The sequence below is a fragment of the Methylophilus sp. genome (assembly GCF_035460085.1).
Classification (GTDB): Bacteria; Pseudomonadota; Gammaproteobacteria; order Burkholderiales; family Methylophilaceae; genus Methylophilus.
The window spans coordinates 62,277-86,178 of sequence record NZ_DATHWZ010000090.1; the positions used below are offsets into that span (position 1 = coordinate 62,277).

The window sequence follows — 23,902 nt, forward strand, 5'->3', positions numbered from 1 at the left end:
GACGACTGCATGAAACTCGCTATTGCTCAAATGAACAGCATGGTAGGCGCCATGCAGCAGAATGCTGAACATATTCTGGATTTAGCCAAACAAGCTTACGCTGAAGGCGCCCGCCTGTTATTGACCCCAGAGTTATCGCTGTGCGGATATCCACCGGAAGACCTGCTGTTCAGGCAGGACTTTTACGCAGCCAATCAACGCTCATTGCAATGGCTTGAACAGCATTTACCTAGTGACATGGCGGTGGTGATCGGCCATCCCCAGGAAGTGGCGGGCAAGCGCTATAACGCTGCTTCAGTGATTCATTCCAGACGTATCCAGGCTACTTACCACAAACACAATTTACCTAACTACAACGTCTTTGATGAAGAACGTTATTTTGAAGCGGGTGATGTTCCGGTGGTGTTTGAATGGCATGGTTCCCGCTACGGCATTCTCATCTGTGCAGATATCTGGGAACCTGGGCCGGCATTACAGTCGCTACAAGCCGATGCGCAGGTGCTGTTGGTGATTAATGCCTCACCTTACCACATGCAAAAGCAGTTGACCCGCTACCAGGTGTTGCGCGACCGCATCCAGGAAAACGGGCTAGCGATCATTTATGCCAATATGGTCGGCGGGCAAGACGAACTGGTCTTTGATGGCGGCTCTTTCTCCATGAACAGCCAAGGCAAACTCATGCAGGAAATGTCTATGTTTAGGGATGGCCTTGGATATGTCTCGCTGAAGGATAATCAACCGCTTGCAGCAGACATCACTGAACACTTGCCTGTGGAGGCCAGTGTATATCAGGCCTTGCAGCTCGGCCTGAAAGATTATGTGAATAAAAACCGGTTTCCCGGTGTGGTGTTAGGATTATCGGGTGGCATCGATTCTGCCTTGACGCTGGCTATTGCCGTAGATGCTTTGGGAAAGGAGCGCGTTAAGGCGGTGATGATGCCCTCGGAATTCACTGCTGATATGAGTATTGACGATGCCGCAGAAATGGCAAGGTTGCTGGATGTGGAATATAGCGTATTGCCAATCAAACCTTTATTCAATGGGTTTTGCGAAACACTGGCTAAAGAGTTTTCCGGCAAAGCATTTGATACCACTGAAGAAAACTTGCAAGCGCGTATCCGTGGCATGCTGCTAATGGCAATCAGCAACAAGTTCGGCAATATGGTGATCACCACCGGGAATAAATCAGAGACAGCCGTTGGCTACAGCACATTGTATGGTGACATGGCGGGTGGGTTTGCGCTGATCAAGGATGTGCCAAAAACACTGGTTTACAAGCTGGCACGTTATCGCAACAGCCTCGGCCTGGTGATCCCGGAAAGAATCATCACGCGTCCGCCGAGCGCCGAACTGCGTGCTGATCAAACTGACCAGGATAGTTTGCCAGCCTATGAGGTACTGGATGCCATTATGGAAGCTTATGCCGAGAAAGACCTTGGCATTGAAGATATTATCCAAAAAGGCTATTCAAGGGCTGATGTAGAACGGGTGACACGCCTGATAGATCGTAACGAATATAAACGCAGGCAGGCTGCAGTAGGTGTGCGTATTACTGAGCGAGGGTTCGGGAAAGACCGTCGCTATCCCATCACCTGTCACCTTTCATTTTAATTATTCCATTTCAGCACCGTGGCATTTGAATTAAAGGCAGCGGTTGCGTAGAATGTTTTAAAAGTCAACCACGGAGCACTTATGAAAAAACTTGAAGCCGTCATCAAACCATTCAAACTCGACGAAGTGCGCGAGGCTTTGTCAGCGATTGGTGTCAACGGACTCACCGTCACAGAAGTCAAAGGATTTGGCCGCCAGAAAGGTCATACCGAACTTTATCGTGGTGCGGAATATGTGGTGGATTTTCTGCCAAAAATCAAAGTGGAAGTTGTATTGGCTGAAAACATGCTGGATAACGCGATTGAAGCGATTATCAAGGCCGCGCATACCGGCAAGATTGGTGATGGCAAAATTTTTGTGACCTCTGTTGAGCAGGTAATCCGCATCAGAACCGGTGAAACCGGCGAAGCGGCTATTTAACCGCTGAAACTTGTTAATGCGCACAACGGCAGCTTTACCTCAAGTTGCCACCCCTCTGTAAATCACCAGGAAAATCAATGAGTTTTACCCTGCTTAAAACCATTGTACTACTTAGCATTTCAAACCTGTTTATGCTGTTTGCGTGGTATGGCCACCTCAAAAACCTCAGTACAAAACCCTGGATAATCGCCGCACTCATCAGTTGGGGTATTGCCTTGGTGGAATACCTGTTTCAGGTGCCAGCCAACAGAATAGGCTTTACCCAGTTCAATCTGGCACAACTAAAAATCCTGCAGGAAGTCATCACGCTGGTGATCTTTGTGCCATTTGCCATTTTCTACATGCAACAGCCATTGAAATGGGATTATCTGTGGGCAGGCTTTTGCATCCTCGGTGCAGTGTATTTTATTTTCCGCACCTGACGTTCATATCCCGCTTCTACCACGTTTCATTTCTTGATGACCCTATCGGGCTATATCCTTCCATAGTCCGCATCATTATGATTGCCACATCAACAAATCAGATCAACAACGTTAATCAGGGAGACATACAATGAAAAAATTTCTAACCGCAGCTTTGATGTTAGCCAGTACTTCTGTTTTCGCTACAACCACTACGTTCAGTGGCTATGACCAGCCAGGTACAAACAATTCAAAAACCACAAAAATCAGTATTTCCTACACAGATAGCAGCTTCGACCTGTCAGGCGTGCTGGATCCAAGTTTTAGATTGATTAATGAAAATAACTCAGGCTTGTATAACGGTTTAACATTAATCAGCGATGCCGATGATACTTTTACATATTCACCAATCATCCTGCCTTTGCACGACTTTGACCTGACAAGATATACATTCAGTTTCTCAAATCTGGCAGCCGGCACTTATACATTACAATTCAACTTGATCGCTGGTGGCAACTACACTGGTAGCTACACCATCTCTCCTGTGACTGTACCGGTACCAGAACCAGAAACCTATGGCATGATGCTGGTGGGTCTGGGCCTGATGGGTACTATTGCATTGCGACGCCAGAAAAACCGCTAATTTCTTAGCATGTCTTAAATAAAAAAGCCTCATTGAATGAGGCTTTTTTATTTTCCAATCTAATCGGCTTGCTCAAATTGCCAAGGGCTAACGAGCGCCCTCCCTTATTTCAATCGCGAAAAGATGTCACGCACGGCATCCAGATCGGCCTGTGTATCCACACCGCTAGCCGGCGCATTTTCAGTGATCGTCACTGCAATTTTATAACCGTGATATAACACCCGCAACTGCTCTAGGCTCTCGATTTTCTCTAGTGCAGTGACAGGTAAACCGGCATACTGTTTGAGAAAACCGACACGATAGGCATAAATGCCAATGTGCCTATGGGCGACTAACTGCTCACGGTATTCAGCATCCCGTGGATAAGGAATAGGCGCACGGCTGAAGTACAGTGCCTGGCCATTAGCATTTAACACCACTTTGACAATATTGGAACTCTCAAAGGCTGCCATGTCATGAATGGGATGGCAAGCCGTCGCCATGGCTGCTTGTGTATCCTGCGCCAAAGCCTGCGCGACTTCATTAATTAACAATGGGTCGATCAAGGGCTCATCACCTTGCACGTTGACCACAATCGTCTCATCTGACCATCCCATTGTTTGCACGACTTCGGCAATGCGGTCAGTGCCCGAAGGATGATCTTCACGCGTCATGACAAAGGCGAATCCAAATTGCTCAGCCACTTGCGTGATAGGTGCGTGGTCAGTGGCAATCACAACTTCACTGGCCTGGCTTTTGCTGGCAAGGATAGCCACCTGAATCACCATAGGTTTACCGGCAATATCGAGTAAGGGTTTGCCCGGAAGACGGCTACTGGCAAAACGGGCAGGAATAACCACTTTAAACATACGACTACCCTATTCTGTATATTCGTGTTCTTCCAGCCGGCGGGCTTCGTCTTCCAGCATCACAGGGATACCATCACGTACCGGATAAGCCAGGCGCGCAGACCTGGATATCAGCTCCTGCTTTTGTTTATCATATACCAGCGCCCCTTTGGTGACCGGGCAGACCAGAATTTCCAGTAACTTGGGATTCATTTTAAATTTCCTTCGCGTTTTTTTAGCAGGTCAACCATGCAATCTGAGAATGTTTGCTGATGCCCTACCGGCGCCAGTTCGGCGGTGACCGGGAGGAACCATGCATTTGCCAAATCAAGATGTCGACATTTTACGGCATCTTTCTCGGTCATCAGTATGGTTTTAGCTGTTGCACTCTCAAAATCCTTTTCAGTATATGCGTAATGATCCGCAAAAACTCTGGTTTCAAACACTAACCCCATGGCTGAAACCGAGTTGAAAAATCGGTGCGGGTGCCCTATTCCTGCGATTGCCAATAGCGGCCTCTGTTGCAACGCCTGTACGCTAATCTTGCTGGCAAAATCAGAAACAGCCGTCCACTGACGCGCTTGTAATGATTGTTGGAAGCAGGCGGCTTTTACCCTAACGATAGGTAATTGCCCGGTTTCAACGATGACATCCACTTTTTGCAAGCGGCTCGGAGACTCGCGTAATGGCCCTGCAGGTAATAAACGACCGTTACCCAAGCCGTGCGGACGTTGCACAACCGCAATTTCAATATCCCGCTGCAAAGCATAATGTTGAAGGCCATCATCACAAATAAGGACATTCATTTGCGGATACCTCTGTAATAAAGCACGACCACTTTCTGCACGTAACGGGTGGACCCATACCGGGCACCGAGTCCGCTGTGCGATCAGCACCGGCTCATCGCCATAGTCCGCAGGCTCACTGGTAGGGCCGACTTCACCAGTTCTCTGGCCGCCATAACCGCGACTCAAAATGCCAGGATGATAACCTGCTGCCCGCAATGCATCTGCAAGGTAAATGACCAGGGGAGTTTTGCCAACGCCACCGACTGAAATATTGCCCACCACAATAACGCTGACCGGTAACCGTGTGCTGGGCAGAATCCCTAATCGATACAGCGACCTGCGCAATGCTGCCAGACCTGCGAACAGCCATGCGAATGGCAACAGCAGGCATTGCGCCCAGCCTGTATATTGCCACTGCTGTTCAAACCATCTGCGCCACATTAATCGTCTTGAAACTCTTTGTGATAAAGCCTGTTGTAGTAGCCATTCAGCGCCAGCAGCTCTTGATGTGAACCGGTTTCAATAATTTTGCCGTGATCCATCACGAAAATACGGTCAGCATTTTCAACGGTACTCAACCGGTGTGCAATCACAATAGTCGTCCGGTTTTGCATCAACCTATCCAGCGCATTTTGCACATGCAACTCAGACTCACTATCCAGTGCAGACGTGGCTTCATCCAGCAATAGTATCGGCGCATTTTTCAGGATGGCACGCGCAATCGCGATGCGTTGCCTTTGACCGCCAGACAAACGCACACCACGATCGCCTATTTCACTTTGCAAACCTAACGGCATGTGCTGTATAAATTCCCAGGCATTGGCGGCTTTGGCTGCGGCAATCACTTCTTCTTCGCTGGCATTGCGTAACGCGCCATAGGCAATATTATTGAAGATGCTGTCGTTGAATAGCACGATATCCTGGCTCACCAGTGAGAACTGTGCACGCAGGCTACTCAGCTGATAATCGCGTACATCCACACCATCAAGCGAAACCGTGCCCTCCTGAACTTCATAAAAACGGGGCAACAGGTTGACCAGTGTGGTTTTGCCACTGCCGGAACGACCGACCAGCGCCACTTTCTCACCAGCCCGCACATCAAAACTAAGCTTGTTTAATGCGCTTTTCTTCGCCTGAGGGTAACGCACGGTCACTTCCTTGAAGCTCAGCTCTCCGCGTGCATGCGCAACGCGGTAGTCGCCACTCTCGCGCTCGTTATCCAGATCCATCAGCTCGAATACACTCTGTGCAGCTGCCAGGCCAACCTGCACATCCTCATTTGCAGCCGTGATATGTTTAATGGGCGCGATCAGCATCAGTAAGGCGCCAACAAAAGCGGCAAATTCACCTACTGTGAACTGCCCCAATGCGTAGTACACCACCAAACCCAAAGCCACCGCAGATAAAATCTCGATAACAAAGCTATTCAGGCCGGATATCCTGGCAGTGCGTAATTCCAGCGTGCGATTTTTTGCGACCACGTTGGCAAATCGCTCATTCTCGAAGGTTTGCGCACCAAAAATCTTGACTATGCGTTGTGCAGAAATGGCCTCTTCTGCTGTTTTAGTGATTTCTCCCACTGCTTCCTGTACCTTTTTAGCATTGGCGCGCAACTTCGGTGTAGAGCGGGCAAGATACATGGCCATTAATGGCGCCACGCCAGCAAACACCAGCGTCAGCTTCCAGTCCAGGTAAATCATGTAGGCAACCAGGCCAATCACGGTCAGCACATCACGTAAGACATTTAACGCAGAACGGGTGACAACATTAGAGAGACGCTCAATGTCATAAGTGAGTTTAGAAACCAATAGTCCGTTGGAATTGGCATCAAAAAAACTGACTGGCAACATCAATAGCTTGGAGAACACCTGGTTACGCAAGATCTCAACCACTCGGCGCGCAACAATACGCAGACTATATGATGAAAAGAAACCGGCCAGCGCACGCACAGCCATCAGGCCAAACAACATCAAAGGCAATAGCAGCATTTCCTGCGCAGACGCTTTCACAAATCCATCATCAGTGATTTTTTTGATCAAAGCCAGAAAAGCTGTATTACTGGTGGACAATACAGCCGTTGCCAGCATAGAGACTAAGAAGTGCAGCTTGAATTGCCAGGCGTAAGCAATTAATCGCCGGTATAACTGGCCGGGATTAACGATTTTTGTCTGTTCAGATTTCTGTCTACGGGACATGCAAACTCTCGGGGGATACTATAAACAAATAGCCCGCCAAAGTTGACGGGCTTGTTTGCAGGCAATCACAGCAAGCTGCAACTCACACATTAATTTGAGTTCACCTGTGTTGCAAAGGTGATATGGGTGTAATTCGCCATGCGGGAGGCTTCCATAATATTAATTACCGACTGATGCGTGGCTTTTGCATCGGCGTTGATGATGATGGTGGGTTCCTTACCGGCCGGGCCGCTGGCGGCTGCTTGCGTTAATGCGTTAGACAAGTCGGCGACTACCGCCCCATTCGCTTCTTTACCGTTTACCAGATAACGGCCACTGGCATCGACTTCAACCGTAATCGTCAAAGGTTTTTCCTGCGGCGAACTGGCGTCTGCGGTCGGTAAGTTGATTTGCAGTTCGCTGGTACGTGAAAAAGTGGCACTGACGATCAGGAAAATAATAATCACCAGCAACACATCAATCAGTGGAATAAAGTTAATTTCTAACTCTTCGTCGCGGACACCACGCTTGAAATTCATAAATTACCTTGGCCTTGAATCTTGACTGCGATCAGCTTAATTGCGATCGCCATGAATAATTTCAACCAGCTTGATGGCTTGCTGTTCCATATCCACCAGGAAACCGTCTACTCTACTGCGGAAATAGCGGTAGGCAATCATGGCTGGCACAGCGACCACAATACCCGCGGCCGTGTTGTAAAGTGCCACTGAAATACCGCGTGCGAACTGGGCCACATCGTGGCCGCTGTTGGTGAACGAACCAAACAGTTCGACCATACCAATCACAGTACCCAATAAGCCGAGCAATGGCGCAACGGTGGCGATCGTGCCCAGGGTTGGCAGGTACTGCTCCAGCTTGTGGGCTACGGCACGGCCAGTTTCTTCAATCGCTTCTTTAGTGATTTCACGAGAATTACCGATATTGGCGAGTGCGCTGGCAAAAACTTTGCCTAACAGGGAGTGTGCTTCCAGGCGGCTTAAGGTCTCACGGGTGATGCCACCCTGCTTGAGCCAGTTTTGTACTTCAGGCAATAATTGATCAGGAGTGACGACTGATGCGCGCAAGGCCCAGGAACGCTCCACAATAATCGCCAGTGCAATGACTGAAGCAATAACCAGAGGCCAGATTGGCCATCCGGCCGCTAAAATGATTTCCCACACAGCAAACACTCCAGTTGTTTTTAAACTTCCGCTACTTTAGCGTTAACCAGCCTTAAGGGCAAGTTTTGTCCAGTATCTGCGCCGTTACAATTCCCAGTAATGCGGTTCTATTTGCCGCCAGCGTTTTACTTCTGGCACCTGGCCTGATAAGAAATCAATCAAGATGGCGCCATCGTTGTCAGATCGCAAGCTTATCGTGCCGATTGCTTCATAACGTGAAATTACTTCCGGTTTGGGATGCCCGAAGCGGTTAAGATAACCCACAGTAGCGATGGCAATCGCAGGTCGAGTCGCGTTAACAAAACCGATATTGGAAGAAGTTTTACTGCCATGATGCGGCATGGTCATCACGGTTGTCGCTAACTGATCCGGCGATGATTCCAGCAACCAGCGTTCGGCTTCTTTCTCGATATCACCCGTCAGCAGCAAGCTGCCATGCGATGATTTAATCTGAAGCACACAACTTTTATCATTATCTTTTACATCCGAATTCTCGTTTTTGGCGGGGGAAAGCATGCGGAAACTAATATTGTCCCACTGCCATTGCTGACCCTGGTAACAAGGTTGCTGTCGCAAAATTGGCGGAGTTGGCAACCCTTGAATTTGTTTGAAGAAATCAGACGCCGGCGTCAGTGAACTCAATAGCTCTCCTGCCGATACACCAGCTAGCACTGAAGCCATCCCACCAGAATGGTCGTTGTCATCGTGAGAAATCACCACTGTATCCAGATAACTCACGCCCAGATGACGTAAATAAGGAAGTACGATGCGCTGACCAGCATCGCTTTCCTCATTGTAAGCGGGCCCGGCGTCATAAAGCATACTATGGTGCGCAGTCTGCACCAGCACACTGAGTCCCTGCCCGACATCCAGCACCGTTACCCGCATTTGACCCGGCTGCAATGCGACTTGCCCAGGCATCAATAATAGTGGAAGCCATAATAGTAGTCCGGCCCAGCGCAACGGCCAGCCTCGCGGCATTAACCACACCAGCATACCAGCCATCGCCAGCAGCCAGGCCCAGATTGGTGGCGTGGATAAATAACAGACCGCGCCCGGCAATTGACGTAACCATAGCAATCCATGCGCGCACCACTCCCACAGCGTAGCGGCCAGGTGTAACGAAAAGTCGAGTGGCAGGATAGCGCCAGCGATGGCAAGCGGCACGATAGCCAGGCTGACTACCGGAATCGCAAAACCATTTGCAAGTGGCGAAACCAGTGAAAGCTGGTTGAACAGTAAAATAAGTACCGGTACAAATGCCAGCGTAATTACCCACTGGGTTTGCAATGCACTTTGCCACCAGCGCGCTGGTCGTAGCCGGCCACTCATGGCAAAGGCCAGAATAGCCACTGCACCGAATGATAGCCAAAAACCCGGCGCCATTACCGCCCAGGGATCCAGCACCAGCACTACCCATACCGCAGCACTTAATACCCAAGAAAAAGGTAATCGCTGCTTGAGGCTAAGCATGGCAATCATGGTCAGCAACATCAATAATGTACGTTCGGTGGGGATAGAAAAGCCGGCCAAGGCAGAATAGGTAATCGCCACTAGCGCACCGCCGGCGCCGGCTGCCAGCCTTGATGGTATTCGCAATGCCAGACGTGGTCGCAGCCTCCAGATCCAGCCGATGAAGAGATATCCCATAGAAGCCAGCATGGTGATGTGCAGGCCTGAAATACTGACTAGATGATTGATACCCGTATCCACAAACAGCTGCCAATCTGCCCTGGCAATCTGGCTATCATCACCGATCACTAACGCTCGCAGTACGGCACTTTGCGGGGTGATTCCCAACACTTTTTCTATGCGATGCCCCACAGTAGCACGCCAATAAGCAATCAAGGCCGATGGTTGCCACACTAGTCTTTGCAACCGGCGCATTGGCGTTTTGCTCACAATAGCTCCACTCGCGCCGATGTTATTTGACAGGCACCAGGCGGCATAATCAAAGCCATGCGGGTTTCTGGTTCCATGCGGGCGCTTTAGTCTGACACTCCATTGCCAACGCTCCCCTGCTTGCAAAGTCGGGAACACAGATGACGCTTTGACTGACTCGCCACGGTAAGATTGATTATAGAGATGCAATCGTACCCGCTTAGGCATGGGGCAATCTGCCTTGAAACTGCGCTCAATAGCAAAGTCCACATGTTGCCCGCGGGCATCACGTTCAGGCACACTGACAATCACGCCCTGGACAGGAATGACTTGCTGCTCACACGCTGAAGGTAATTGTGACTGTAATCGATACCAAGCGCGCATTTGCGACCAGGCGAAACCCATGACCGCCACCAGCAGTATCAGAAATAATTTACGAAAACTGGATTGATATGATTGAACACGAAAGTGTTCTGGAAACCTGCAAATAAGCCAGCTGGCACTTAACACACCGAGCCAGCCTAGCCATATGCCTAAAGACCACAATCGCGGTTGTTGCTGAAACAGCCACACACCAAACAATAACCCGACTGTGGCGCCCGGCAGCATGATATCAGTTACACCGGGGTAAGCGCTGGCTCGGAAACAGATTCAAGAGGTTGCAATGTGCCGTCTTGCAACCGGTATTGCTTGTGCATGCGCGCAGCCAATGTTAAATCATGCGTCACCACCACCAGCGCAGTGCCGCGCTCAACCTGGATGTTTAACAATAACTCAAACACCTGCTCGGCGGTTTGCCGGTCCAGGTTACCGGTAGGTTCATCTGCCAGCACGCAGCGTGGCTCTGTCACCAGCGCACGTGCAAGTGCAGCCCGTTGTCGTTCACCACCGGACAATTCGCCTGGGGTATGTTCAAGGCGATGTGCCAGACCCACCAGCGTCAAATAATATTCTGCTTGCGCCAGTGCCTGCGCGCGCGGAATGCGGCGGATAAACAAAGGCATGGCCACATTTTCAAGCGCACTGAATTCTGGCAACAAGTGATGAAACTGGTATACAAAACCCAGGTACTGGTTACGCATGGCGCTTTTTTCTACCTCGGATAGCGTCGTCAACGGTTTACCCAACCATTGCACTTCGCCGTGTGTGGGGGCATCCAGACCGCCTAACAAATGCAGCAGCGTGCTTTTGCCGCTCCCTGAAGCGCCGACAATCGCTATGTGCTCACCGGCTGCCAGGCTTAAATCCACACCAGTCAATACCGATGTATCCAGGCCCTGATAGGTTTTAGCCAAACCCTGGCACTGCAAAATCAGATTACTCATAGCGCAAGGCCTCCGCCGGATTCATTCTGGAAGCGCGGCCACTTGGATACAGCGTCGCCACTAGGCTCAGGAATATGGACAAGCCGATAATCGTAGTCACGTCCGACCACATCAGCTTGGAAGGCAGATCACTAATGTAGTACACATCTTTAGATAAAAACTGCACATTAAAAGTACGCTCTATCCATGGCACCACCGTTTCAATATTCAACGCCAATATCACCCCCAGCAGTGCGCCTGACACGGTGCCTATCACACCTATCATGGCGCCTTGCACCACAAACATCCGCCGGATCGCCTGTGGCGTCGCTCCCATGGTACGCAAAATGGCGATGTCTGCACGCTTGTCTGTCACCGCCATCACCAGGGTCGAGACGATATTAAACGCTGCCACTGCCACAATCAGCGCCAGAATAATGAACATCACACGTTTTTCCAGCTGAATCGCTTTAAAGAAATTGGCATGCTGCTGCGTCCAATCGGTAATGTAGTAGTTAGGCCCCAACGCTTGCATCAACTCATTACTGACACGGTCGGCAGCAAACAGATCGGCCAGTTTCAAACGCAAACCTGACACCTGGTCACCCATGCGATACAGCTTGGCCGCATCATCCAGATGGATCAGCGCCAGTCCGGCATCATATTCATACATACCTACCTGGAAAATACCTGTCACGGTAAATTGCTTGATGCGCGGCACCAATCCCGCTGGCGTTACCTGCCCTTGCGGCGCCATCAGCACCACTTTCTCACCTATGCGCACGCCGAGTGACTGCGCCAGATCACCACCGAGGACGATATTGAATTTTCCGGCTTGCAAATCCTGCAATTTGCCGATTTTCATTTGCGTCGATAAATCCGACACTGCGCCTTCGGCTGCAGGCAGCACACCACGAATCAACACACCTTGCACCGCCTGGTCACGCGTCAGCATGCCTTGCGCCATTACATACGGCGCCATGCCTTGCACCGGGCTGGAGAATGTTTTCGGTGGTAAGGATAGAATCTGGCTTTGCACATGCTGCCAGTCTGACAATCCAGCCTCAAAACTGCGTACTTCTATATGCGACGCCACACCCAGAATGCGTTTGCGCAACTCGTCCTGAAAACCGTTCATTACGGACAATACAACAATCAACGCCATCACACCCAAAGCGATGCCTATCATGCTGGTCAGTGAGATAAACGATATAAAATGATTGTTACGCTTGGCCCGCGTATAGCGCCAGCCTATCCACAACTCATAAGGTAACCGTTGGGCCAGCCTGTGTTTAAACGCAGAAAAAGAAGCTTTATTCATGCTCGCATGTTAACAGGTTTAAAGCGCAATTTGATTGCAAAACGTAGGTTTAAACTAGCTGCCAATACATAGAGGCAGGTTTCAAACCGATAAAACGGCAGATGTCACAAATAAAGAGCGTGTGCGATTAATTGTCAGCCAAGTCTTACGTACAAATACAAAATACTCCGACTTATCTCCTGGTACATTCTCGATAATATGCTTCACAGGTCGATGACCAATACGAAATCCAAAAAACTAAGGAGACTTACATCATGAATAAAGACATTTTCGAGGGTAACTGGAAACAACTTAAAGGTAAGGTTCAAGAGCAATGGGGCAAGTTGACCAATGATGACCTTGACGTAATCGAAGGTAAACGCGAACAAGTGGTTGGTAAAATCCAGGAGCGTTACGGCATCACTAAAGATGAAGCTGAAAAGCAAATCAACACATGGGAAAACGATCATCGCGAATAATGCATGATTGATTCTTAAAAAAGGACAAGCCAGCTTGTCCTTTTTTGTTGTTTAAAATTACCTTTTTAGAACACAAAACCTTAAAACTAGCCAGTATTCCTCAATCCAGCCGCAATCCCGTTAATCGTCAACGGAATCGCCAGCTTCAGCTTTTCATCCGTCTCGCCGTTGCGGTAACGTTGAATCATTTCCACTTGCAGGTGATTGAGTGGATCCAGGTAAGGCAAACGCTCACGTATCGATTTTGCCAATACCGGCTGGCTGGCAAGTCTTTGCGTGCTTCCAAGTAACAAATTCACTACCTCTGTGGTCAATTTGTGTTCCTGCTCTATACGGCTAAAAATTTCTTCACGCAAAGTGCGGTCAGGCAGCAGGTGTGCGTAGTGCCTGGCGACGATGAGGTCGGTTTTGGCTAGCACCATATCCACGTTATTGATCAACGTTTTGAATATAGGCCAGCCAAGCAGCATCTCTCTTAGCAATGCCAAACGGGACTCTTTATCACTGCCTGGTTGGTGTAGGTATTGATGAATTGCACTCCCCAATCCATACCAGCCTGGCAACAATAAGCGGCACTGCCCCCATGAAAAGCCCCAGGGGATGGCGCGCAAGTCTTCAATGCGCCGCGTAGATTTGCGTGAGGCCGGGCGGCTGCCTAGATTCAATCCGGCAATCTCCTCAATGGGCGTGGTACTGAAAAAGTATTCGGCAAAGCCTGGTGTTTCATAAACCAGGCTGCGGTATGTGGTCATGGCAGTGGCGGAAAGAGTTTCCATCACACTCTCGAATGCACGCCGTTTAGCCGGCTCCAACTGATCAGAAGGAAATAGGCTGGCATCAAGCGTCGCGGCAATCAGCGTTTCAAGATGCTGGCGCCCGACCACCGGGTCTGCATATTTATTGGCAATAATTTCACCTTGCTCGGTTAGCCTGATCTGGCCATCCACAGTACCTTGCGGCTGCGCCATAATCGCCTGGTAAGTAGGCCCGCCGCCACGACCCACCGTGCCACCGCGTCCATGAAACAAGCGCAACTTCACTTTGGCCTGCTGGAACAACTCCACCAGTGAAATTTCAGCCTTGTATAACTCCCAGTTAGAAGTCAGGAAGCCGCCATCTTTATTGCTGTCAGAATAACCCAGCATGACTTCCTGCTCGCTGCCCTGATTGCGGATCACGTGGCGAATCCCCAGCAAACTCAGCCATTTACCCATGATCATAGGTGCATCACGCAGGTCGGCAATGGTTTCAAACAGGGGAACGATATTTAAATCTAACTGGATATTCGCCGAACCCCACACACCTCGCAGTAAGCCAGCTTCGCGTTGCAGCAGGGCCACTTCCAGCAGGTCAGACAGTGTTTCAGTATGCGAAATAATATATTGGCGTACGGTATGGTGACCAAAGCGCTCACGCATTTCGCGTACAGCTTCCAGCACACCGATTTCTTTGTGCACCAGCTCGGAATATTGCTGGAAAGGCGAAAACAGCAGCCGTGGCTGTTTCAACTCTTCCAGCAATATGCCTATTTTTTCATCTTCATTAAATTCAGCATAATCAAACTCATAACCGGCTTTCTGCAATAGCTCGGTAATCAAGGCTTCATGCACATCTGAAGACTGGCGTACATCCACGGTCGCCAGATGAAAGCCAAAAGACTCGATCGCTTTCATCAGCTTGCCAAGGCGTGGGTAGATCAGGGCCTCCCCGTGATGTTTGCGTAACGAGTCAGCAATGGTTTGCAATGATTGCAGTAGCGCTTCATAGCCATCATAGGGCTGAACGTCAATATCGCCGTTATCTGCCCAACTACAAGTCGGCAACAGGTATTTGGCTGTCAGTAGCAAACGGTCATGAATGCCATTGAGTGCCAATCGATAAGGCTCATCCATACGGTGTGCAGACTGGTCACGCGACGCTTTGGCGAGCGCCAGCACGCCCTCTTCAACTGCAATCAGGCGCGTGGAGACGCCGAGTTCACGTTTGAGCTGGGCCAGTTCATCCAGGTAAAAGCGCAGCACAGTCGCAGCCTGCAAGCGCACTGCTTCAGTCAGGGTGGTGCCATCTACAAATGGGTTACCATCCCGGTCACCCCCTATCCAGCTACCCATACGTAAAAAAGCTGGTAAGTGGTATTGACTACCGGCCGGCATTAGCGCTTCAAGGTCACGTTCCAGATCCTGCAACAGTTCAGGAATGGCATGCAAAAACGTGCTCTCATAATAGGTCAGCGCGTTTTCTATCTCATTCACTACCGTCAATTTTGAAAAACGCAGCATGCGGGTTTGCCACAAGGCAGATACAGCGCCCCGTAGCAGCAAAGTATTACGCGCAAGCTGGCGTTCTGTCAGTAAGTGCGCACGCTCTGCCAGCAACTCTACAATGCGGCGCTCAATGTCGAGCACACTTTTGCGTTGCACTTCGGTTGGATGCGCTGTTAATACAGGCGAAACCAGTGCATCATCAAAAAACTGGCGCAAGGCATCAAACGGTACTGCCTGATCGCGTAACTGTGCCAATGAATGCGCCAGCATTCCGGCGACCGGTATATCCTGGCTTGAGTTAGCTATTTGCTGGCCATACAAATCTTCAGCCAAGTTCACCAGATGTTTGTAGTAACTGAGCGCGCGGACGACACACACGGTTTGTGCTGGCGTCAGCGCTGCCAGCAATTGTTCCAGCTGCAATGAGGCATTCTGGTCGTGCGTGTGGTGAAATTTGGTCGCCGCCTGGCGGATAGCGTCGATCTGTGTAAAAGCGGCTGGCCCATCCACTTCCTGGATGGCCTGGTCGAGTAAACTCCCCAATAGCAGGATATTGTCCGCCAGCCGCGCTTCTGCCGAAACGGTGGCGCTGGCCATTTGTTTTTTTATCATGGTGTCTTCTCCCCTTGCTCAGTGATACACTAGCAACAAGCAGGCCACCTCTATAAAGTGATTTTTTATTTAAAAATCATAAGCTTGCAAAAACTACATTTGGAAAATCATCTTCATGCATTTAAAAATGCACCGATTTGGCCCAGATTCAAATATTGCCAGGGGTATCGTTAGATGATGTCCCTCTGCTGCAACAAAGAAACGGCACAATGAAATATATGACGCACCATGGTCATAGGGATGGGTAAAACAGATGGATGAAAATCGATTGATGCAACAACTGCTGAATATCTGGCAAGCCATGGCCCCGCAAGGCTTATGGGTTCAGGATGGCTTTTTGTTGTTCATGTGTGTGATTGCGGTCTTGATGCTGTTTTTTTCAGGCACAGTGATAGGTCTTTTTTTACAATCGCTATGGGGGATTTTTATTACCCATCGTCACTCTGTAGAGTCTGAAAGTTAGTTAGAAATCATCGGATTACTTCAGGCCAAAAGCCAATAACTGCCTGAGGGCTTCCAGTTCCCTTTCTATATCATCTGCATAATCCTCATACTGACGGCCGCCGGTTTTCGCATACCAGTATTTACTGTTCCAGGTATCCCCTTCGACTTTATGCAACACTGCATGTATCCAGTTTGCCGTGGAGTCACTGTAATCCTGCGCAATGTTATGCGCAGCATCCCAGTCACCCGCTTGTGCGAGCGTCACGGCTTCCAGTAAATGCGCATGGTTAGACATGCTCCGGATACTCGATAGTCCCTTTCTGGATGAATTCAATCTTATAGCCGTCCGGGTCTTCAATAAACGCGATGATGATAGTGCCATGTTTCATTGGTCCGGCTTCACGTATCACTTTGCCGCCTTTGCTTTTTACCAGTTCACAAGCCTGGTAAGCATCATCCACTTCGATCGCCATATGGCCATAGGCGGCACCCATGTCGTAGCTGGTTTTGCCATAGTTATAGGTTAATTCCAGCACGGTATTTTCGTATTCATTGCCGTAGCCGACAAACGCCAGTGTGAATTCGCCATCAGGGTAATCCTGGGTGCGGATTAACTTCATGCCCAGCACGCCAGTATAAAAATCGACAGACCGTTGTAAATCACCTACACGTAACATGGTATGTAAAACTCGCATTATTGACCCCTTTATATTTGACTACTCACAATATAGATACTTACGCGCTGGTAATGCGCAAGTATTTTTCCATTAACTGTTCCTTGGTTTCATGTCGATCAGGGTCTAGCGGAATACAACTGATCGGGCATACCTGCTGGCATTGTGGCTGATCGAAATGCCCTACACATTCAGTGCACAGGTCCGGGTTGATTTCATAAATCTCTTCGCCTTGGAATATGGCTTCATTCGGGCACACAGGTTCGCAGACATCGCAATTAATGCATTCGTCGGTAATGAATAAGGACATGTGTAGATTAAGCCGCCAGCTTTTGTTTAATAGCGGCTTCAACGCCGGGTGACACGAACTGATTTACATCGCCGCCAAGGCGGGCTACTTCACGCACCAGACTAGACGAGATAAACATGTACTCTTCAGCGGGTGTCATGAACAGGGTTTCCAGTTTTGGGTATAACTTTCGGTTCATGCCCGCCAGCTGGAATTCGTACTCAAAATCACTGGCAGCGCGTAAGCCGCGAATCACCATCTGGCCGCCCTGTAACTGCACGAACTGCATCAACAAGCCATCAAAACCAACTACTTTGATGTTCTCCCCGGAGAATACAGATTGTGCCAGTGCGACGCGTTCTTGCAGGCTGAACAGGGTTTGCTTGCTGGTGCTGCCGGCCACGGCCACGATGACTTCATCAAATAGATTGGCCGCACGGCGCACAATATCTTCATGCCCCATGGTAATCGGGTCAAAAGTGCCCGGATAGACTGCAATTCTGGTTTTGCTCATTCGCTGATATTCCCGAAACTCTTGTGCACGCTTAAACAGGCGTTGCTGGTGGTGGCGCGATCAGTGGCTGCAACAGGTGGTAATACACTTGTCCTGCCTTGCCAGACTTGACCACTTGCCAGTCAGAATCAGATTTTAACGCATATTCCGCTTCTACATATAGCCAGCCTTCATCGGATAAATGCGCTGCCAGGTGTGGCAGTAATTTATCCAGCCACTGTTTGTGATACGGTGGGTCGCAAAAAATAATATCGTATCGCTGCGTATTTTCAGCCAGGAATTTCAGCGCATCTGCCTGGCGGATATCCGCTTTTGTCGCATCCAGCAAGCGCTGATTCTGCACCAAAGCCTGGAATGGCGCTTTGGCAAGTTCCAGCATGGTTACGTTGCTCGCATTGCGAGAAAGTGCTTCAAACCCCAGCGCGCCGGTGCCGGCAAATAAATCCAGGCAGGTTTTTCCTGTCAACTCTTGTCCCAGCCAGTTAAACAAGGTTTGACGGACGCGATCAGAAGTAGGACGCAAGCCCTCGGCATCGGGAAATTTTAAAACCCGGCTCCGCCATACACCTGCGTTTAGACGAACTTGATTCATGAATACTACTCAACTCATTAGCGACCAGGTAAGCATTATAAGGGATGCATGCAGAAGCGGTATCGCGTTGCAACCCAAAAAACGGATCGTGCTATTATTCACAGCAATTAATAAAGGAAATCACATGGAATTTTTATTTGGATTTGGTCTGTTAGGCAGCTTGATAGGGTTAGCGCTGACATTGTTCTGGGTATGGATGCTGGTCGATTGCCTGGCGGATCAGAAAGAAGACAAACTGGTCTGGTTCCTGGTGATTTTCTTCCTTAATCTGGTGGGCGCCGTTTTATATTACTTCCTGGCACGCAAAAAACGTAAGGGCTCAGTACTTTAAAGCAACCAGGCCATTATCAATAAAGCCGACAATTTGTCGGCTTTATTTTCATCCAGCTTACTCTAACCCAACGCTACTTACTCGGCCCCAACAATCACTGTGGCAAAACTCTCGGGATGCAAGCGGCGTTTGAACGCATCATTCACTTGCTCTACAGTGACCTGCGCGACTTGATTGTTAAAACTGTCCAGATAGTCCAGCGGCAATTTGTAAAAACCAATGATATTCAAATATTCCAGGATCTTGCCATTGCTATCGATACGCAAAGGAAAACCGCCGATCAGGTTGTCCTTGGCTGCCTGTAATTCTTTTTCGGTCACGCCTTTATCGACAAATTGCTGCACGGTTTGCTTGACCAGTTTCAAGCCTTCTTCTACCTGCTCTTTCTTGGTTTGCAGCCCGATCTGGAAAGGACCTAGCTCAGCCATAGGCAGGAAATAGCTGTATACGCTATAAGCCAAGCCGCGCTTTTCACGCACTTCTTCAGTGAGTCGCGACACAAAACCGCCACCGCCCAAAATATAATTACCGACATACAACGGGAAGAAATCCGGGTCGCCGCGCTTGTTACCAGGCTGACCAAGCAGAATATGTGCTTGCAAGGCAGGATGCGGTAACTTTTTCTCACTCGCATTTTTCAAGCTTTGAACCGGTGGGATCGCTGCCACTGCCGGGCCTTGCGGCAAGCCTGCACTCAGGCGCTCGGCGATCTGTTTTGCCTGTGCCGGCGTTAAATCGCCTATCAATGAGATAACTGCTGACCTGGCCGTGTAATGTGCCTGGTAAAACTGGCGTAAATGCGCCACGTTTAAGGATTGCACGGTATCGATTTCACCGCTCTGGTCCAGGCTGTATGGATGCGTGCCATACAATGAACGCATAAAGGCTTTTTGCGCAATACTGTCAGGCTCGGTCTCAGCTTCTTGTAATCCAGCCACAATCCGTGCCTGTTCACGCTGCAATACTGCTTCCGGAAAATCAGGTTTGTGCAACACAAGACTGAATGTTTCCAATGCAGTGTCCTGTTCACTGGTGAGGGTGCGTAACTTGAATCCTGCACGGTCTGCATCAAAATTGCCGCCAAGTACTGCGCCAATATCGGCAAAACGATTAGTCAGGGTCTCTTCATCAAGCCCGCCAGCCACGAGTGCCATCAGATGTTGCGTCATCCCCGCGGCGCCTGAGGTTTCCGGCGAGTCGTGCGCGCTGCCAGCCGGGAAATTGACGCTGATATCCATCATAGGCAAAGCATGGTTTTCAACGAAATAAACTTCACTGCCCTGTGCGGTGGTCCAGTGTTGAATGTTCAAACCAGCCAGCACACTATTGGCATGGCTTTGCAGCAACAATGCCAGCAGCATGATTTTTAAATACTTAAAAGCTTTCATTCTGTTTCCTACAAAACGCGTGATACGCGATTTCCGTTACGAATTTAAATTTATAACCAGCTTTAATGCTGGTGTGGTCGCCCCGCTGGTTTGGCATTCGGGTCCATCGGTTGCGGGTCCAGCGTGACCAAGGTCATCTGGTCCGGGACCAAGTATTTCTTAGCCACCTCTTGCACCTGCTCTGAAGTGACCGCCTGCACGCGCGCAGCATTTTTTTCCAGCAGACTCAATGGATAACCCATCGTTTCCAGTTGGCCGATTTGCATTGCCTGGTAAAACATGGAATCACGTTTATAGACATCTGCCGCAATCACGGCGGCCTTCACCCGGTGCAACTCGGCAGTGGTGACGCCTTTATTTTTCACTTCATCAACCAGCTCCCAGATCGCCTTTTGCAGCACAACCAGCGCTACCCCTTCGCTAGGGGAAGCAGCAATTTCAAACGTTGATTCCTGGCCACGGTTGGTGCCGTCATAGCCGCTATCAATATCCAGTGCAATTGCCTGTTCTCGGACCAGCTTCTGATTTAATCGCGAGGCGTCATTGCCACTTAAAATACTGGAAAGTACTTCAAGCGCATACGGCTCCCAATCCTGCTCACTATAAGCAGAGCCGTTCTTCATGGCTGGGGCATGAAAGCCCATCATAAAATAAGGTAACTTGGCCGGCGCTTTGACAATTGCGCGGCGTTCGCCCAATTGAGCGGGTTCGACCTGTGGCTTACGCGCAGGCAATGGCTTGGCCGCCAGCTTGCCGAACGTTTCTTGCGCCAGCTTGAATACTTCTTTCGCCTTGACATCACCCACCACCACCACGGTGACATTGTTGGGTGTATACCAGGTGTTGTACCAGTCACGTGCATCTTGCGCCGTCATGTTATCCAGGTCATTCATAAACCCGACCACTGGTCGCCCATAGGGATGTGCGCGATAGGAGGAAGCTTCAAATTGTTCGTTCACGCGCGATTGCGGCTTGTCTTCTGTACGCCAGCGACGCTCCTCTTTCACCACCTCGATCTCCTTGGCAAACTCGGCATCGGTGATCTGTAAATTGGCCATGCGATCGGCTTCCAGCCTGAATGACAATGGCAATTTTGTTTTTTCCAGTTGCTGGAAATAGCAGGTATAATCTTTACTGGTGAAAGCATTTTCTTTACCGCCTGCTGCTGCCACCTGCCGCGAAAATTGTCCGGCAGGAACATTTTTCGTGCCTTTGAACATCATATGTTCCAGAACATGTGCCACGCCGGTTTTGCCATTCACCTCATCCAGAGAACCGGCGCGATACCAAATTTGTGACACGACGACTGGCGCCCGGTGATCCTCCTGCACAATCACTTTGAGGCCGTTTTTCAGGGTGGTTTCGACGACTTCTGCCGCCTGTACAGTGCACACACTTAACAACGCAGCCAATATCAACAGAGGTTGGCTACGCTTGGGGAAACTTTTTTTCATGGTGGAATATCACTATAGGAACAGGTGTTAAAAACAGTGGTGTGACCGGATGCCTTGCTAGTAAGTTCGCCTGAGATTTAGCTTATGCGTCACATCACCCATATATCAGAGCGCCTTTGCCGTGGCGGTAAAACGCGATTCGGCATAAAATAACCATATTACCGAGTTTTAAGCTGCCATGTTCAATCCATTTGCCAAAAAAACCGACGCAACCGCCCCCACCCCTGCAGAACCCGCTAGCCTCAGCTGGACCCAGCGCCTAAAAAACGGCCTGGCGAAAACCCGCCAGCAATTGGGTGGCCAGCTCAGCGCGCTGTTTGGCGGCGGCAAGATAGATGAAGACATTTATGATGAACTGGAAACCATCCTGCTGACCTCTGATGTCGGCATCAACGCCACGCAGCATCTGCTGGATCAGCTGCGCGCACGGGTTAAAAGGCAAGATTTGCAAGATACAATCGCGCTGAAACAAGCGCTCAAAGAGACCTTGCATGACCTGCTTTCACCCTTGGAGGCACCACTGGACGTCACCCCCCATCAACCTTATGTGATGATGATGGTCGGCGTAAATGGCGCTGGCAAAACCACTACTATCGGCAAACTGGCTAAATACCTGCAGGCACAAGGCCACAGCGTATTGATTGCTGCTGGCGATACCTTCCGCGCCGCTGCACGAGAGCAATTACAGGTGTGGGGGGAGCGCAACGACGTGCATGTGATTGCTTCAGAAAGTGGCGACCCGGCTGCAGTGATTTATGATGCAGTCAATTCTGCCATCGCCAGGAAAATTGATGTCGTCATTGCCGATACTGCTGGCCGTCTGCCGACACAGTTGCACCTGATGGATGAGATCAAGAAAGTGCAACGCGTGATTGATAAGGCACTGCCAGGCGCGCCGCATGAGATATTACTCGTGCTGGATGCCAATACCGGCCAAAACGCCGTCAACCAGCTCAAGGCGTTTAACGACGCATTAGGCGTCACCGGGCTGGCACTTACCAAACTGGATGGCACCGCCAAAGGCGGTGTGATCGCGGCGATTGCACATTTGAGCCAGCAGTCCACGCACAGCATTCCGGTCCGTTTTATCGGTGTCGGCGAAAGTATTGACGACTTGCGTCCGTTCGATGCCAACGACTTTATTGATGCTTTAATTGATGATTAGCCGTGAGTGACTTTACATTATGATTTCATTTAATAATGTCAGCATGCGCTATCCAAATAGCGCGCATCTGTTCCGGCAGGTCAGTTTCAATATTGAAAAAGGCGATTTTGTATTAATCACCGGCCAATCCGGCGCCGGCAAAAGCACTCTGCTCAAGTTGATGGCAGGCATTGAAGCACCTTCCGGCGGCCATATCCTGATTAATGAGCAGGACATCAGCAAGCTTCACCAGAATGCCATCCCTTATTTGCGACGCCGTTTTGGTCTGGTATTCCAGGACCATAAACTATTGTACGACCGTAATAGTTTCGAGAATGTCGCCCTCCCCTTGAGTATTCAAGGCATCACCGGCGAAGAAGCCGCCCGTCGTGTGCGCGCCGCCTTGGACAAAGTGGGATTACTGAACAAAGAAAAAGCCATGCCGATCACCTTGTCCGGCGGCGAGCAACAACGTCTGGCGATTGCCCGCGCCGTAGTCAGCCGTCCTTCAATCGTGATTGCCGACGAACCAACCGGCGGGCTGGACAGAGTCGCTTCGCTGGAGATCATGCAACTGCTAAAAGCATTTAATGATGTCGGCGTCACTGTAGTCATTGCCATGCACGATGTCGCGCAGGTAAGCACGATAGCCTATCGGACCCTGCATATCGACCATCAAACAATTTCGGCGATGCCAGCCCAGGTAGGCATGTTATGAAAAACTGGCTGAATCAACATACGCTTGCCATGCAACTGGTCTTGCAGAGACTGAAAGCGCACTGGCTGAACACGCTGACCATCTGCATGGTGATTGGCATCACCGTCACCTTGCCAGGCTTGCTGTTCGTGGGCCTGGACAACCTGCAGGATGCATCACGCTCAATCAAGCAGGATGCGCAAATGAGTGCCTTCCTCAAACCAGCACTCAACGGCAACGTCATTCAGCGCCTGATCAATGATGTAAAGGAGCTACCACAGGTTAAAGAAGTACGTTTTGTCCCTAAAGAGGATGCGATAAAACAACTGGGAGAACAATTCCTGCAAAAAGACCTGCTGGCCGATTTGCCGCAGAACCCGTTGCCGGATGCCCTGTTCATCACCTTGGCCGACACACAGCCAACCACCGCCAAATCGGTGCAAGAGACCTTGCAAACCCGTGAAGAAGTGGAAGAACTGGTCATCGATAG

27 protein-coding genes are annotated in these 23,902 nt (G+C 49.9%); 10 read left to right on the forward strand and 17 right to left on the reverse strand.

The annotated features are described in order from the left end of the window. Nucleotides 1-9 precede the first annotated feature (9 nt). The 4 genes from VK958_RS12985 (at nucleotide 10) to VK958_RS13000 (ending at nucleotide 3,075) form a co-directional block, all read left to right on the forward strand. On the forward strand, nucleotides 10-1,611 hold the full coding sequence (locus VK958_RS12985; RefSeq protein WP_325242021.1) for an NAD+ synthase: 1,602 nt from the start codon (nucleotides 10-12) through the stop codon (nucleotides 1,609-1,611). A gap of 81 nt (nucleotides 1,612-1,692) precedes the next feature. Next, nucleotides 1,693-2,031 (forward strand): P-II family nitrogen regulator, encoded by a 339-nt coding sequence (locus VK958_RS12990; RefSeq protein ID WP_325242023.1) that lies wholly within the window; start codon nucleotides 1,693-1,695, stop codon nucleotides 2,029-2,031. A gap of 77 nt (nucleotides 2,032-2,108) precedes the next feature. After that, the gene (locus VK958_RS12995) at nucleotides 2,109-2,453 is read left to right on the forward strand and encodes a DMT family protein (protein WP_325242025.1); all 345 of its coding nucleotides are present in this window, start codon (nucleotides 2,109-2,111) and stop codon (nucleotides 2,451-2,453) included. 130 nt (nucleotides 2,454-2,583) lie between these two features. Beyond that, a complete protein-coding gene (locus VK958_RS13000) occupies nucleotides 2,584-3,075 on the forward strand; it encodes an FxDxF family PEP-CTERM protein (RefSeq protein ID WP_325242027.1) in 492 nt (163 codons plus the stop codon). 104 nt (nucleotides 3,076-3,179) lie between these two features. Here VK958_RS13000 and kdsB read toward each other — a convergent pair whose 3' ends face one another. From kdsB to VK958_RS13045, 9 genes are all read right to left on the reverse strand, one after another. Next, nucleotides 3,180-3,923 (reverse strand): 3-deoxy-manno-octulosonate cytidylyltransferase, encoded by a 744-nt coding sequence (gene kdsB, locus VK958_RS13005; RefSeq protein ID WP_325242030.1) that lies wholly within the window; start codon nucleotides 3,921-3,923, stop codon nucleotides 3,180-3,182. Nucleotides 3,924-3,932: 9 nt separating this feature from the next. Beyond that, entirely contained in the window at nucleotides 3,933-4,115 is a 183-nt protein-coding gene (locus tag VK958_RS13010; protein ID WP_325242032.1) for a Trm112 family protein, read from the reverse strand. Then, a complete protein-coding gene (gene lpxK / locus VK958_RS13015) occupies nucleotides 4,112-5,131 on the reverse strand; it encodes a tetraacyldisaccharide 4'-kinase (RefSeq protein WP_325242034.1) in 1,020 nt (339 codons plus the stop codon). The genes VK958_RS13010 and lpxK overlap by 4 nt, the downstream gene beginning before the upstream one ends. Next, on the reverse strand, nucleotides 5,131-6,885 hold the full coding sequence (msbA, locus tag VK958_RS13020) for a lipid A export permease/ATP-binding protein MsbA (RefSeq protein ID WP_325242036.1): 1,755 nt from the start codon (nucleotides 6,883-6,885) through the stop codon (nucleotides 5,131-5,133). Before msbA ends, lpxK begins: the two co-directional genes overlap by 1 nt. Before the next feature lie 89 nt (nucleotides 6,886-6,974). After that, a complete protein-coding gene (locus VK958_RS13025; RefSeq protein WP_325242038.1) occupies nucleotides 6,975-7,403 on the reverse strand; it encodes an ExbD/TolR family protein in 429 nt (142 codons plus the stop codon). Between the two features lie 36 nt (nucleotides 7,404-7,439). Beyond that, complete coding sequence (locus tag VK958_RS13030) at nucleotides 7,440-8,045, reverse strand: MotA/TolQ/ExbB proton channel family protein (protein WP_325242040.1); 606 nt, start codon at nucleotides 8,043-8,045, stop codon at nucleotides 7,440-7,442. Between the two features lie 84 nt (nucleotides 8,046-8,129). Further along, complete coding sequence (locus VK958_RS13035; protein WP_325242042.1) at nucleotides 8,130-10,535, reverse strand: DNA internalization-related competence protein ComEC/Rec2; 2,406 nt, start codon at nucleotides 10,533-10,535, stop codon at nucleotides 8,130-8,132. Between the two features lie 8 nt (nucleotides 10,536-10,543). Then, the gene (locus VK958_RS13040) at nucleotides 10,544-11,251 is read right to left on the reverse strand and encodes an ABC transporter ATP-binding protein (protein ID WP_325242044.1); all 708 of its coding nucleotides are present in this window, start codon (nucleotides 11,249-11,251) and stop codon (nucleotides 10,544-10,546) included. Beyond that, nucleotides 11,244-12,551, reverse strand: a complete 1,308-nt coding sequence (locus VK958_RS13045) for a lipoprotein-releasing ABC transporter permease subunit (protein ID WP_325242046.1) — start codon at nucleotides 12,549-12,551, stop codon at nucleotides 11,244-11,246. Before VK958_RS13045 ends, VK958_RS13040 begins: the two co-directional genes overlap by 8 nt. Nucleotides 12,552-12,805: 254 nt before the next feature. On the opposite strand from VK958_RS13045, the gene VK958_RS13050 reads away from it, so the two are divergent. Further along, nucleotides 12,806-13,009: a CsbD family protein gene (locus tag VK958_RS13050; protein ID WP_325242048.1), complete on the forward strand. Its 204-nt coding sequence runs from the start codon at nucleotides 12,806-12,808 to the stop codon at nucleotides 13,007-13,009. A gap of 86 nt (nucleotides 13,010-13,095) precedes the next feature. On the opposite strand, the gene ppc is transcribed toward VK958_RS13050, so the two are convergent. Continuing rightward, on the reverse strand, nucleotides 13,096-15,885 hold the full coding sequence (gene ppc, locus VK958_RS13055; RefSeq protein WP_325242050.1) for a phosphoenolpyruvate carboxylase: 2,790 nt from the start codon (nucleotides 15,883-15,885) through the stop codon (nucleotides 13,096-13,098). Nucleotides 15,886-16,138: 253 nt separating this feature from the next. On the opposite strand from ppc, the gene VK958_RS13060 reads away from it, so the two are divergent. Then, nucleotides 16,139-16,348 (forward strand): hypothetical protein, encoded by a 210-nt coding sequence (locus tag VK958_RS13060; protein WP_325242052.1) that lies wholly within the window; start codon nucleotides 16,139-16,141, stop codon nucleotides 16,346-16,348. Nucleotides 16,349-16,363: 15 nt separating this feature from the next. Here VK958_RS13060 and VK958_RS13065 read toward each other — a convergent pair whose 3' ends face one another. From VK958_RS13065 to rsmD, 5 genes are read right to left on the reverse strand one after another with little or no spacing between them, the layout of a single operon-like run. Then, the gene (locus VK958_RS13065; protein ID WP_325242054.1) at nucleotides 16,364-16,624 is read right to left on the reverse strand and encodes a hypothetical protein; all 261 of its coding nucleotides are present in this window, start codon (nucleotides 16,622-16,624) and stop codon (nucleotides 16,364-16,366) included. Continuing rightward, complete coding sequence (gene gloA / locus VK958_RS13070) at nucleotides 16,617-17,024, reverse strand: lactoylglutathione lyase (RefSeq protein ID WP_325242056.1); 408 nt, start codon at nucleotides 17,022-17,024, stop codon at nucleotides 16,617-16,619. The genes VK958_RS13065 and gloA overlap by 8 nt, the downstream gene beginning before the upstream one ends. 40 nt (nucleotides 17,025-17,064) lie before the next feature. Further along, entirely contained in the window at nucleotides 17,065-17,313 is a 249-nt protein-coding gene (locus tag VK958_RS13075) for a YfhL family 4Fe-4S dicluster ferredoxin (protein WP_325242058.1), read from the reverse strand. A 7-nt stretch (nucleotides 17,314-17,320) separates the two neighbouring features. Beyond that, entirely contained in the window at nucleotides 17,321-17,806 is a 486-nt protein-coding gene (gene coaD, locus VK958_RS13080; protein ID WP_325242060.1) for a pantetheine-phosphate adenylyltransferase, read from the reverse strand. A gap of 31 nt (nucleotides 17,807-17,837) precedes the next feature. After that, nucleotides 17,838-18,398 (reverse strand): 16S rRNA (guanine(966)-N(2))-methyltransferase RsmD, encoded by a 561-nt coding sequence (gene rsmD, locus VK958_RS13085; RefSeq protein ID WP_325242062.1) that lies wholly within the window; start codon nucleotides 18,396-18,398, stop codon nucleotides 17,838-17,840. Nucleotides 18,399-18,522: 124 nt separating this feature from the next. On the opposite strand from rsmD, the gene VK958_RS13090 reads away from it, so the two are divergent. Next, nucleotides 18,523-18,729, forward strand: coding sequence for a PLDc N-terminal domain-containing protein (locus VK958_RS13090; RefSeq protein ID WP_055827312.1), 207 nt, complete (start codon nucleotides 18,523-18,525; stop codon nucleotides 18,727-18,729). Between the two features lie 77 nt (nucleotides 18,730-18,806). On the opposite strand, the gene VK958_RS13095 is transcribed toward VK958_RS13090, so the two are convergent. Together VK958_RS13095 and VK958_RS13100 are read right to left on the reverse strand one after the other, a co-directional pair. Next, the gene (locus VK958_RS13095) at nucleotides 18,807-20,117 is read right to left on the reverse strand and encodes a M16 family metallopeptidase (protein WP_414683887.1); all 1,311 of its coding nucleotides are present in this window, start codon (nucleotides 20,115-20,117) and stop codon (nucleotides 18,807-18,809) included. Nucleotides 20,118-20,179: 62 nt separating this feature from the next. Then, a complete protein-coding gene (locus VK958_RS13100; protein WP_325242066.1) occupies nucleotides 20,180-21,571 on the reverse strand; it encodes a M16 family metallopeptidase in 1,392 nt (463 codons plus the stop codon). 178 nt (nucleotides 21,572-21,749) lie between these two features. Between VK958_RS13100 and ftsY the strand changes: the two genes are divergently transcribed. The 3 genes from ftsY to VK958_RS13115 form a co-directional block, all read left to right on the forward strand. Beyond that, nucleotides 21,750-22,736 carry a signal recognition particle-docking protein FtsY gene (ftsY, locus tag VK958_RS13105; protein WP_325242068.1) on the forward strand — a complete coding sequence of 329 codons (987 nt, stop codon included), beginning with the start codon at nucleotides 21,750-21,752 and terminating at the stop codon, nucleotides 22,734-22,736. Between the two features lie 19 nt (nucleotides 22,737-22,755). Next, nucleotides 22,756-23,433 carry a cell division ATP-binding protein FtsE gene (ftsE, locus tag VK958_RS13110; RefSeq protein ID WP_325242070.1) on the forward strand — a complete coding sequence of 226 codons (678 nt, stop codon included), beginning with the start codon at nucleotides 22,756-22,758 and terminating at the stop codon, nucleotides 23,431-23,433. Then, nucleotides 23,430-23,902, forward strand: a 473-nt coding sequence (locus VK958_RS13115) for a cell division protein FtsX (RefSeq protein ID WP_325242073.1), incomplete at its 3' end; no start/stop codon positions are given. The genes ftsE and VK958_RS13115, both read left to right, overlap by 4 nt.